5 protein-coding genes, 11 tRNA genes and 3 rRNA genes are annotated in these 12,327 nt (G+C 44.4%); all 19 read left to right on the top strand.

Features of this window, described 5'->3' with window-relative positions:
* Positions 1-19: 19 nt before the first annotated feature.
* The 19 genes from QE450_RS16230 (at position 20) to QE450_RS16140 (ending at position 12,103) form a co-directional block, all read left to right on the top strand.
* Complete coding sequence (locus tag QE450_RS16230; RefSeq protein WP_274171833.1) at positions 20-646, top strand: stage II sporulation protein M; 627 nt, start codon at positions 20-22, stop codon at positions 644-646.
* 168 nt (positions 647-814) lie between these two features.
* Complete coding sequence (locus QE450_RS16225; protein WP_069328383.1) at positions 815-1,045, top strand: hypothetical protein; 231 nt, start codon at positions 815-817, stop codon at positions 1,043-1,045.
* Between the two features lie 339 nt (positions 1,046-1,384).
* Positions 1,385-2,937, top strand: a 16S ribosomal RNA gene (locus QE450_RS16220).
* A gap of 278 nt (positions 2,938-3,215) precedes the next feature.
* Positions 3,216-6,139, top strand: a 23S ribosomal RNA gene (locus tag QE450_RS16215).
* Between the two features lie 63 nt (positions 6,140-6,202).
* A 5S ribosomal RNA gene (rrf, locus tag QE450_RS16210) occupies positions 6,203-6,319 on the top strand.
* Together the 16S, 23S and 5S rRNA genes with 11 tRNA genes alongside form the textbook arrangement of a ribosomal RNA operon.
* A 52-nt stretch (positions 6,320-6,371) precedes the next feature.
* Positions 6,372-6,447, top strand: a tRNA-Asn gene (locus QE450_RS16205).
* A gap of 3 nt (positions 6,448-6,450) precedes the next feature.
* Positions 6,451-6,523 (top strand) — tRNA-Thr (locus QE450_RS16200).
* Positions 6,524-6,532: 9 nt separating this feature from the next.
* A tRNA-Glu gene (locus QE450_RS16195) sits at positions 6,533-6,604 on the top strand.
* 11 nt (positions 6,605-6,615) lie between these two features.
* Positions 6,616-6,691: transfer RNA gene (locus QE450_RS16190), tRNA-Val, on the top strand.
* 24 nt (positions 6,692-6,715) lie between these two features.
* Positions 6,716-6,790: transfer RNA gene (locus QE450_RS16185), tRNA-Gln, on the top strand.
* A gap of 5 nt (positions 6,791-6,795) precedes the next feature.
* Positions 6,796-6,871: transfer RNA gene (locus tag QE450_RS16180), tRNA-Lys, on the top strand.
* 12 nt (positions 6,872-6,883) lie between these two features.
* Positions 6,884-6,965 (top strand) — tRNA-Leu (locus tag QE450_RS16175).
* 8 nt (positions 6,966-6,973) lie between these two features.
* A tRNA-Gly gene (locus tag QE450_RS16170) sits at positions 6,974-7,048 on the top strand.
* 20 nt (positions 7,049-7,068) lie between these two features.
* A tRNA-Arg gene (locus tag QE450_RS16165) sits at positions 7,069-7,145 on the top strand.
* Between the two features lie 27 nt (positions 7,146-7,172).
* Positions 7,173-7,246 (top strand) — tRNA-Pro (locus QE450_RS16160).
* A gap of 7 nt (positions 7,247-7,253) precedes the next feature.
* Positions 7,254-7,327, top strand: a tRNA-Gly gene (locus tag QE450_RS16155).
* A gap of 369 nt (positions 7,328-7,696) precedes the next feature.
* On the top strand, positions 7,697-10,492 hold the full coding sequence (gene ppc / locus QE450_RS16150; RefSeq protein ID WP_273613655.1) for a phosphoenolpyruvate carboxylase: 2,796 nt from the start codon (positions 7,697-7,699) through the stop codon (positions 10,490-10,492).
* Positions 10,493-10,796: 304 nt separating this feature from the next.
* Positions 10,797-11,366 carry an RNA polymerase sigma factor SigW gene (gene sigW, locus QE450_RS16145; protein ID WP_069325697.1) on the top strand — a complete coding sequence of 190 codons (570 nt, stop codon included), beginning with the start codon at positions 10,797-10,799 and terminating at the stop codon, positions 11,364-11,366.
* Between the two features lie 125 nt (positions 11,367-11,491).
* Positions 11,492-12,103, top strand: coding sequence for a zf-HC2 domain-containing protein (locus tag QE450_RS16140; RefSeq protein WP_204827021.1), 612 nt, complete (start codon positions 11,492-11,494; stop codon positions 12,101-12,103).
* Positions 12,104-12,327: the final 224 nt, after the last annotated feature.

Genomic DNA, 12,327 nt, shown 5'->3' with positions numbered 1-12,327 from the left:
ATTGCAAAGGAGTACACATATGGGTTCATTATTTTCGTTTCGTACCTTTTGGCGCGATCTCAAATCCAACCGATCCATGCTGCTGGTTTCAACTGTTCTGTTTGTAGTAGGAATCATAGCAGGTATCTTATTAGTGGAACCATTAGGTAACTATCTAAGGGAACAACTACAACAATTGCAAATAGTTAAAGAGCAGCTTGATCAAGGACAGCATGTAGAACTTAATTATTTTGTGTTCATCTTTTTAAACAATGCAATTAAAAGTATCCTTATCATCTATTTAGGAGTCTTTATTGGGATTGTCCCTGTATTCTTCTTAGTCATGAACGGAATGATTATAGGATTTCTATTACGAACTTATGATATGCAAGGACAGGATGTGGTGACTTTAATAGTCAAAGGATTATTACCACATGGAATATTTGAAATTCCAGCTATTCTTATCGCAGCAGCTTATAGCTTAAAATTGGGCAAGTTAGTATTAGATAGTCTCACTACTTGGAACCCAGCAGGGCGATATCAACTTAAAATAGCGTGGAAACAATTTATGAGATCTACAATTACTGCTTCATTTTGGATCGTAATTATCCTTTTTGTAGCAGCAATCATCGAGAGTACAATAACATTTTGGTTGATGAAGGCTTAGTTATTTATAAAAAACCACATACAAACAGTTACAAGTATGCCTAATTAGGTTAATTCATCACTATCCAGAAGGCTGTTATCTATCATAATTCTATCAAGAGGTATGAACTGATAAATAGCAGCCTGAAAGATATACTGTGAAGAGTTACAATTTAGGGAGGATATTTATATGCTTGGAATGTTATTGAACGATAAAGAGTGCAAAGAGATGGCGTATGTATTACGGAAAGAGTTAGACGAAATGTTATTTGATCTAAGTGATCAACGATTAAATCAAGATATACGTAAATCAATAGATAAAAGATATAAAACTATTTTCCAAATGTATGCACGTTTTGCACCACAAAAAGAACTATCAAAATATGTACGGAATGGTCGTTACAAAGAGACTAATAATTAAATTATAAAAAACTATTGACGTAAACTATAAATATATGATAAATTAATTCTCGCACTGTTTTTAATGTTTTAAAGTGATGAACGCAATGAAAGAGATTAACAAATTTCAACATTGTAGATCGCTTGAAAAAAAGATTGAAAAAAAGTGTTGACGAAATGAAATGAGCATGATATATTATAAGAGTTGCTGATGCGATAACGCGTCGGTGCACAAAAGCAAAACAAACGAAATGTTTGATCTTTGAAAACTGAACAACGAGTGAGTAAATAAAGGTCTTAGCCGACCTTTAAAAATAGAGAACTTCGGTTCTCGCCAGTTTCAATTGAGCAAGTCAAACACTTTATGGAGAGTTTGATCCTGGCTCAGGACGAACGCTGGCGGCGTGCCTAATACATGCAAGTCGAGCGGAGAATGAAGGAAGCTTGCTTCTTTTATTCTTAGCGGCGGACGGGTGAGTAACACGTAGGCAACCTGCCCTCAAGCTTGGGACAACTACCGGAAACGGTAGCTAATACCGAATACATGATTTGTTCGCCTGAACGAATCTGGAAAGACGGAGCAATCTGTCACTTGAGGATGGGCCTGCGGCGCATTAGCTAGTTGGTGAGGTAACGGCTCACCAAGGCGACGATGCGTAGCCGACCTGAGAGGGTGATCGGCCACACTGGGACTGAGACACGGCCCAGACTCCTACGGGAGGCAGCAGTAGGGAATCTTCCGCAATGGACGCAAGTCTGACGGAGCAACGCCGCGTGAGTGATGAAGGTTTTCGGATCGTAAAGCTCTGTTGCCAGGGAAGAACGTCTGAGTGAGTAACTGCACTCAGAGTGACGGTACCTGAGAAGAAAGCCCCGGCTAACTACGTGCCAGCAGCCGCGGTAATACGTAGGGGGCAAGCGTTGTCCGGAATTATTGGGCGTAAAGCGCGCGCAGGCGGCTTTTTAAGTCCGGTGTCACAGCCCAAGGCTCAACCTTGGGTCGCACTGGAAACTGGAGAGCTTGAGTACAGAAGAGGAAAGTGGAATTCCACGTGTAGCGGTGAAATGCGTAGAGATGTGGAGGAACACCAGTGGCGAAGGCGACTTTCTGGGCTGTAACTGACGCTGAGGCGCGAAAGCGTGGGGAGCAAACAGGATTAGATACCCTGGTAGTCCACGCCGTAAACGATGAATGCTAGGTGTTAGGGGTTTCGATACCCTTGGTGCCGAAGTTAACACATTAAGCATTCCGCCTGGGGAGTACGGTCGCAAGACTGAAACTCAAAGGAATTGACGGGGACCCGCACAAGCAGTGGAGTATGTGGTTTAATTCGAAGCAACGCGAAGAACCTTACCAAGTCTTGACATCCCTTTGACCGGACTAGAGATAGTCTTTTCCTTCGGGACAAAGGAGACAGGTGGTGCATGGTTGTCGTCAGCTCGTGTCGTGAGATGTTGGGTTAAGTCCCGCAACGAGCGCAACCCTTATGCTTAGTTGCCAGCACATCATGGTGGGCACTCTAAGCAGACTGCCGGTGACAAACCGGAGGAAGGTGGGGATGACGTCAAATCATCATGCCCCTTATGACTTGGGCTACACACGTACTACAATGGCCGGTACAACGGGAAGCAATATCGCAAGATGGAGCCAATCCTTAAAAGCCGGTCTCAGTTCGGATTGCAGGCTGCAACTCGCCTGCATGAAGTCGGAATTGCTAGTAATCGCGGATCAGCATGCCGCGGTGAATACGTTCCCGGGTCTTGTACACACCGCCCGTCACACCACGAGAGTTTGCAACACCCGAAGTCGGTGGGGTAACCGCAAGGAGCCAGCCGCCGAAGGTGGGGTAGATGATTGGGGTGAAGTCGTAACAAGGTAGCCGTATCGGAAGGTGCGGCTGGATCACCTCCTTTCTATGGAGAATCGTTTCCTGCAACGGAAACATTCGAACGTCTTTTCTTCGGGAAAGACAAACGCAGAGCACTTCGGTGGATCTGTGGTCACCCAAGTGGTGACACCACTCACTCGTTGTTCAGTTTTGAAAGAGTAAACCTCTTTCAGACTGTTGATCCTTGAAAACTGGATATCGAAAACGAAACATCGCGTTTTAGAAGGTTTCTTCTCTACAAACTGTGCAAACAGTGGTAGGCGAGAAATTGAAATACACCGTTTCTAGAAATAGAAACACTTAGGTTAAGCTACTAAGAGCACACGGTGGATGCCTAGGCGCTAGGAGCCGATGAAGGACGTGGCGAACAACGATAAGGCCTCGGGGAGCTGTAAGCAAGCTGTGATCCGGGGATGTCCGAATGGGGAAACCTAACTGGATTCATCTCCAGTTACTCACACCTGAATACATAGGGTGTGCAGAGGCAGACGAGGGGAACTGAAACATCTAAGTACCCTCAGGAACAGAAAACAAGAGTGATTCCGTCAGTAGCGGCGAGCGAACGCGGAACAGCCCAAACCAATGAGCTTGCTTGTTGGGGTTGTGGGACGTCTCTTTGGAGTTACAAAGGAAGATGGTAGGCGAAGAGGTCTGGAAAGGCCCGCAAGACAAGGTGAAAGCCCTGTAGCTAAAATCATCTTCTCTCCGAGACGGATCCCGAGTAGTGCGGGGCACGTGAAACCCCGTATGAATCTGCCAGGACCATCTGGTAAGGCTAAATACTCCCTAGCGACCGATAGTGAAGCAGTACCGTGAGGGAAAGGTGAAAAGGACCCCGGAAGGGGAGTGAAATAGAACCTGAAACCGTGTGCTTACAAAAAGTCAGAGCCCGTTTTATGGGTGATGGCGTGCCTTTTGTAGAATGAACCGGCGAGTTACGTTCCCGTGCAAGGTTAAGGTGAAAAGCCGGAGCCGCAGCGAAAGCGAGTCTGAATAGGGCGACTGAGTACGTGGACGTAGACCCGAAACCAGGTGATCTACCCCTGTCCAGGGTGAAGGTACGGTAACACGTACTGGAGGCCCGAACCCACGCACGTTGAAAAGTGCGGGGATGAGGTGGGGGTAGCGGAGAAATTCCAATCGAACCTGGAGATAGCTGGTTCTCCCCGAAATAGCTTTAGGGCTAGCCTCGGAAGGTGAGTCGTGGAGGTAGAGCACTGATTGGATGCGGGGCCCGCAAGGGTTACCAAGTTCAGTCAAACTCCGAATGCCACAGACTTTATTCCGGGAGTCAGACAGTGAGTGCTAAGATCCATTGTCGAAAGGGAAACAGCCCAGACCATCAGCTAAGGTCCCCAAGTGTGTGTTAAGTGGGAAAGGATGTGAAGTTGCACAGACAACCAGGATGTTGGCTTAGAAGCAGCCACCATTGAAAGAGTGCGTAATAGCTCACTGGTCGAGTGACTTTGCGCCGAAAATGTAACGGGGCTAAACACACCACCGAAGCTATGGCTTGATACATTTGTATCAGGGGTAGGGGAGCGTTGAATGAAGATTGAAGGTGTACCGCAAGGAGCGCTGGACCTCATTCAAGTGAGAATGCCGGTATGAGTAACGAAAAGATCAGTGAGAATCTGATCCGCCGAAAACCCAAGGATTCCTGAGGAAGGCTCGTCCTCTCAGGGTAAGTCGGGACCTAAGGCGAGGCCGAAAGGCGTAGTCGACGGACAACAGGTTGAAATTCCTGTACCACCGAAAGCCGTTATGAGCAATGGGATGACGCAGGAGGATAGTGACGCGGACTGATGGATGTCCGTTCAAGCAGTGAGGCTGGTATGTAGGCAAATCCGCATACCGCAAGGCCAGGCTGTGATGAGGAGCGAAAATTGTAGTAGCGAAGGTCATGATTTCACACTGCCAAGAAAAGTCTCTAGCCAGGAAGCAGGTGCCCGTACCGTAAACCGACACAGGTGGGTGAGAAGAGAATTCTAAGGCGCGCGGAAGAACTCTCGTTAAGGAACTCGGCAAAATGACCCCGTAACTTCGGGAGAAGGGGTGCCCCGGTAGTGTGAATAGCACGAGGGGGCCGCAGTGAAAAGGCCCAAGCGACTGTTTAGCAAAAACACAGGTCTGTGCGAAGCCGCAAGGCGAAGTATACGGGCTGACGCCTGCCCGGTGCTGGAAGGTTAAGGGGAGTGGTTAGCGCAAGCGAAGCTATGAACCGAAGCCCCAGTAAACGGCGGCCGTAACTATAACGGTCCTAAGGTAGCGAAATTCCTTGTCAGGTAAATTCTGACCCGCACGAATGGCGTAACGATTTGGGCGCTGTCTCAACGAGAGATCCGGTGAAATTTTAATACCTGTGAAGATGCAGGTTACCCGCGACAAGACGGAAAGACCCCATGGAGCTTTACTGCAACTTGATATTGAACTGGGGTGCGATTTGTACAGGATAGGTGGGAGCCGTAGACATCGGAGCGCAAGCTTCGGTTGAGGCGCCGTTGGGATACCACCCTGATCGCATTTGAGTTCTAACCTCGTACCGTGATCCGGTACAGGGACCGTGTCAGGTGGGCAGTTTGACTGGGGCGGTCGCCTCCTAAAGTGTAACGGAGGCGCCCTAAGGTTCCCTCAGAATGGTTGGAAATCATTCGAAGAGTGTAAAGGCATAAGGGAGCTTGACTGCGAGACAGACACGTCGAGCAGGGACGAAAGTCGGGCTTAGTGATCCGGTGGTACCGCATGGAAGGGCCATCGCTCAACGGATAAAAGCTACCCTGGGGATAACAGGCTTATCTCCCCCAAGAGTCCACATCGACGGGGAGGTTTGGCACCTCGATGTCGGCTCATCGCATCCTGGGGCTGAAGTAGGTCCCAAGGGTTGGGCTGTTCGCCCATTAAAGCGGTACGCGAGCTGGGTTCAGAACGTCGTGAGACAGTTCGGTCCCTATCTGTCGTGGGCGTAGGAAATTTGAGAGGAGCTGTCCTTAGTACGAGAGGACCGGGATGGACGCACCGCTGGTGTACCAGTTGTTCCGCCAGGAGCATCGCTGGGTAGCTACGTGCGGAAGGGATAAGCGCTGAAAGCATCTAAGCGTGAAGCCCCCCTCAAGATGAGATTTCCCAGTATGTAAGACCCCTTGTAGACGACGAGGTGGATAGGTTGGGGGTGGAAGTGCCGCAAGGCATGGAGCTGACCAATACTAATCGGTCGAGGGCTTATCCAATAAGCTAACACGCGATGGTTTTCGTTTTCGGATTCAGTTTTCAGGGAGCAACACACCTGCCTGTTTGGTAATGATGGCGGAGGGGTTCCACACGTACCCATCCCGAACACGACCGTTAAGCCCTCCAGCGCCGATGGTACTTGGACCGCAGGGTCCTGGGAGAGTAGGACGTTGCCAAGCGAAGCAAGACGATTGACCGTTTCGAGGAGAGATCCGGCGAAGCGGTGACTATTCCCTGATAGCTCAGTTGGTAGAGCACTCGACTGTTAATCGAGTTGTCACAGGTTCGAGTCCTGTTCGGGGAGCCATTTGCTCTCATAGCTCAGTAGGTAGAGTGCATCCATGGTAAGGATGAGGTCACCGGTTCGAATCCGGTTGAGAGCTTCGCAATCGGGCCCGTTGGTCAAGTGGTTAAGACACCTCCCTTTCACGGAGGTAACAGGGGTTCGAGTCCCCTACGGGTCATATTACTTTTTGGAGATTTAGCTCAGCTGGGAGAGCATCTGCCTTACAAGCAGAGGGTCGGCGGTTCGATCCCGTCAATCTCCACCATTTCTTATTCAATCTTTTCTTTATTGGGGATTAGCCAAGCGGTAAGGCAACGGACTTTGACTCCGTCATGCATAGGTTCAAATCCTATATCCCCAGCCATTTATGAGTCATTAGCTCAGTCGGTAGAGCACCTGACTTTTAATCAGGGTGTCGAAGGTTCGAGCCCTTCATGACTCACCATTTTTCTTACATGCGCGTGTGGCGGAATTGGCAGACGCACTAGACTTAGGATCTAGCGTTTCACGACGTGGGGGTTCAAGTCCCTCCACGCGCATAGGTTTTGCGGACGTGGCTCAGCGGTAGAGCATCGCCTTGCCAAGGCGAGGGTCGTGGGTTCGATTCCCATCGTCCGCTCCAATCTTTTTACAGAATTATATGCGCCCTTAGCTCAGCTGGATAGAGCGTTTGACTACGAATCAAAAGGCCAGGAGTTCGAATCTCTTAGGGCGCGCCATTTTTTCACAAATGAATAAACGCATAACGGGATGTAGCTCAGCTTGGTAGAGCACCTGGTTTGGGTCCAGGGGGTCGCATGTTCAAATCGTGTCATCCCGATCGTTTTGCGGGTGTAGTTCAATGGTAGAACTTCAGCCTTCCAAGCTGATAGCGTGGGTTCGATTCCCATCACCCGCTCCATTTTTTAATTCAAAGACCGGAAACGGTCTTTTTTTGCTATATACAGATATAAATTGCTTGTGTATAGTCTGATATTAGCTTTGTACTTTTTTACTTTGGGTTTACATTTAAAGTACTATATGGCTTGAAAGATGTGATATTACCTCTAACATTGAAAAAATGCTGTTACTGAGATAAAATTAACGAATTATTACTATGAAAATTTTGTGGGATATGGTTTATTTTCATTGTGATTGATTGGTTAAAAGTTTGCATAATCATTCATAAGTTCAAAATTAATTAAAGTAATCAGTGTAGCTTTGTTGTATGATGTTAAGAAGATGTTAACATATAGAGGAATTAACACCGGTGAAAGATAGGAGGAAGAGCATGTCTGAGTTGACAGTGAATGCTAGTAAAAATCATTCTAACAACTTGCTGCGGCGAGATGTACGTTTTTTGGGGAATATTCTAGGTGAGGTGCTTGTCCATCAAGGCGGACAGGAACTTTTGGATATTGTTGAAAAAATTCGTGAATTAAGTAAATCATTGCGTGCAGTAGCTTTACCTGAGGTTTTTGAGGAATTCAAAACACTTATCAAAAATCTGGATTCTGATAATCGACACCAAGTAGTACGTGCTTTTGCTATTTATTTTCAATTGGTGAATATTGCAGAACAGAATCACCGTATTCGTCGTAAACGCGATTATGAACGCTCTGCTGGAGAAACGATTCAACCGGGTTCTATGGAAAGCGCTGTACAAGAGTTAAAAGAAAAAAACTTTACTGCTGATGAAGTGGAAGCTATTTTAGCTGACCTTTCTTTGGAATTGGTAATGACAGCTCATCCTACAGAAGCTATGCGTCGTGCTATCCTGGATATTCATAAACGCATTTCAGAAGACGTTACTCTTTTAGACAATCCTACACTGACTTTCCGCGAGCGCGAGCAATTACGTGAAAAGTTATTGAACGAAGTGATTACATTATGGCAAACAGATGAATTGCGTGATCGTAAGCCAACTGTACTGGATGAAGTGCGTAATGGGATGTATTATTTCCATGAGACTTTATTTGATGTATTACCAGAATTGTATCAGGAGTTAGAACGCTCGTTGAGCAAGTATTATCCAGAACATGAATGGCATGTACCTAGCTTTTTACGCTTTGGTTCTTGGATTGGCGGAGACCGCGATGGTAATCCTTCTGTTACAGCAGACGTGACTTGGAAAACGTTACAAATGCAGCGCCGCCTTGCAATTCGGGAATATCAACGTATTTTGACAGACTTGATGAAATCATTAAGTTTCAGTACGACTATTATTGATGTCTCTGAAGAATTGTTATCTTCTATTCAAAAAGATCGTCTACATGTAACGATTGATAAGAAGTTCAGTTGGAATAATGAAAATGAACCTTATCGCATTAAAATTGCTTATATGTTGCGTAAATTAAATAATATATTAGATGAGTCTAAAAAAGGAACAGCCGAAAGTTATAGTCATATGGGTGAACTTTTAGAAGACTTGCGAGTGATTGATCAAAGCTTGCGTCATCATTATGCAGATTATGTGGCGAATACATATGTGAAAAAGTTGATTCGTCAGGTAGAACTGTTTGGTTTTCATACAGCAACATTAGATATCCGTCAGCATAGTCAAGAACATGAGAATGCGTTGACTGAAATCTTAGCGAGCATGAAAATTGTAGAGGATTATTCCAAACTTAGCGAAGAAGAAAAAATTGAGCTTCTTGGCAAGTTGTTAACAGATCCTCGTCCTTTGACATCAACATACCTGAATTACAGTGAAAGCACAGAAGAGTGCCTGGCTGTATACCGTACTATTTTCAAAGCACAAAAAGAATTTGGTACAAACTGTATTTCTAGTTACTTGATCAGTATGACTCAAGGGGCTAGTGATATTCTTGAAGTAATGATATTTGCCAAAGAAGTAGGTCTGTTCCGTCAAGATCCTGATGGTACGGTTCATTCTACACTGCAAGCAGTACCGTTATTTGAAACGATTGATGATCTACATGCAGCACCACAGATTATGCGCCAAGTATTGGATCTACCTGCTTACCGTCAATCAGTAGCAGCAATGAATAATTTGCAAGAAATCATGCTGGGTTACTCGGATAGTAACAAAGATGGTGGAGTGGTAACGGCTAACTGGGAATTGCGCCTCGCTTTGAATGAAATCACAGCAATGGGTGCAGAGTATGACATCAAACTTAAATTTTTCCATGGTCGTGGCGGTGCTTTGGGTCGTGGTGGTATGTCACTAAACCGTAGTATTTTGGCTCAACCTCCTCATACAGTAGGTGGCGGTATCAAAATCACTGAACAAGGGGAAGTTATTTCTTCTCGTTATTCTTTACAAGGTATTGCTTATCGTAGTCTTGAGCAAGCCACATCAGCGCTTATTACGTCTGCGATTATTGCAAAAGTAGGCGAACCTGAAGGCGAGCACAATAAGAAATGGGAACAAATCATGGAAGAAATCTCTGAGGTATCACTGAATAAGTATCAAGATCTTATTTTCCGTGATGAATCCTTTATGAGTTTCTTCAAAGGTTCTACACCACTTCCAGAAGTGGGAGAACTTAATATAGGTTCTCGTCCGTCTAAACGTAAAAATAGTGATCGGTTTGAAGACTTACGTGCGATTCCATGGGTATTTGCATGGACACAAAGTCGTTATTTGTTACCTGCATGGTATGCAGCAGGAACAGGTATAGAACATTTTTATCAAAACAAAGAAGAAAATATGGCTGTTCTTCAACAAATGTATCAAGAGTTCCCGTTCTTTACTACTCTAGTAGATACGCTACAGATGGCTATTGCAAAAGCAGATTTGATTATAGCTAAAGAGTATGCAGGAATGTATAAAGATGAAGAGCAACGTGAACGTATTTTTGGATTGATTCAAGAAGAGTTTAATCGTACTCGCGATCTGGTGCTACAGATTACACGTCAACAAGATATTTTGGATAATGTGCCTGTTATTCAAGAATCTGTTCGTTTGCGTAATCCGTATGTTGATCCACTCAGTTATCTTCAAGTTCAATTGTTGAACGAGCTACGCAATCTGCGTGAACAAGATGAAGATAATCCAGACTTGCTTCGTGAAGTATTGTTAACGATTAATGGTATTGCAGCAGGGCTTCGTAATACCGGTTGATACCTAATCAAGATGTAATCCATCTCACGTATTATTAAATGATGATACATGGAAGAGATAAAGATGGAGAGAACTCAAGCATTATTCCTCCAGTAATGATCAACTCTATCAATTATGGATTGGAAGTAGCCGAAATATACATTATTGCTACAAATAATGATATATTTCGGCTTTTTTTGTATAAAACGTTAAAATTCGCAGGATTACGATTGCAATTTTGGTCTGATTGAATTACGATTTGTAGTGGATTGTAAAATAAATCTATTAATACACATACATATAGGGTTCGAAGTCTGGGGGAGTGATGGTGGACAATATAGAAACGAGATTGGTGAAGCTAGCACTTAAAGGGGATCAACGTGCTTTTGCCGAAATCGTTGAATTATACAAAGATAAAATTTTTCATTTGGGCTATCGGATGCTAAGCAATCGTCATGAAGCAGAAGATGTAGTACAAGAAACCTTTTTGCGCGTATACAAAAATTTAGATCGATATGATCAAAAGCAAAAGTTTTCAACATGGATTTACCGAATAGGTACGAATCTGTGTATAGATCGGTTACGTAAGCGTAAACCTAGTTATTCATTAGATGCAGAATTGAATGACCAAGATGGTACAGATGGATATGCTCTGTTGCCTGGGGATGAACGAACGCCGGAAAGTGAATATTTGCTTTCAGAAACGCAACAATTGATTCATCAAGCGATTGATTCTTTGCCGGATAAATATAAGACTGTTATGGTATTAAGATACTTGCAAGAGTTGTCTTTACAAGAAATTAGTGAAGTTATGGATATGCCCGTTACGACGATTAAGACCCGTGTGCATCGTGGACGGGAATTTTTACGTAAAAAATTAGAACCTAAACTATAAATTAAATGATAAATTATGAAACCCATTGAAATACGATTCGTATTTAAGAAGGTAGAAGCTGTTTCAACAGCTTCCTTTTGGTTATACGTGTCGAAAAAGTATTTGAACAGAAAGGATTGGCTCATATGGATTGCAAACTGGCCGTCTCACTGATGCACGAATATTTAGACGGCGACTTACTGGATGAAGAAACAGATGAATTGAAGCAGCATCTGGCTGAGTGCGAAGAATGCCGTATAGCATTCAAACAGTTAGAACAAACAGATATGCTTCTTTTCGCCGTAAATCACCGCAAGCCGCCAGTATCTGATGAGCTCACTGCTCGAATTATGCAGTCTTTACCTAAGTCTAAACAGACACATGTTTGGTGGACTTGGCTAAAACGACATCCTGCATTAACAGCAGCGGCAGCTTTCTTTATTATTTTGCTTGGAACACTTCCATTATGGAATGAAGGCCCTGAGATGATTGTCAAAGGCACAGATTTGGATCAAGTGGTTATTGAAGGAAATTCTGTAATAGTACCGGAAGGTCGTACGATCGCTGGTAATTTAACGATAGAAAAAGGACAGGCTAAGATTTATGGAGATGTGGAAGGAAATGTCACTGTGATTGATGGTGGGATATTCCAAGCAAGTACAGCGCATATTTCGGGGCAAGTTCAAAGTATTAATCAATCGGTAGACTGGGTTTGGTACAAAATCGCAAATGTGTTTTCTGAAGTCGCCTCTCCTTGATTTGTTATTATTGCCTGAAAGGCGCCTCTTGTTAAAGAAGGCGTCTTTTTGCGTGTGTGCTTATAAAACGTGTACAATAAGAAAATAGTAGGTTGCAACGATAGAGGTATCGTTATACCCTAGATGTAGTAGTATTTTGCACAACAATAGTTAGGATCGGTACAAATAATTCATAAAAATAGATTTATTGCGCATTTGGTGGCAGGTTTGGGTAATCTTTTATA

The sequence above is a fragment of the Paenibacillus sp. SORGH_AS_0306 genome, assembly GCF_030819345.1.
Lineage (GTDB): Bacteria > Bacillota > Bacilli > Paenibacillales > Paenibacillaceae > Saccharibacillus > Saccharibacillus kyungheensis.
This window is presented reverse-complemented; position numbering and strand designations above follow the sequence as displayed.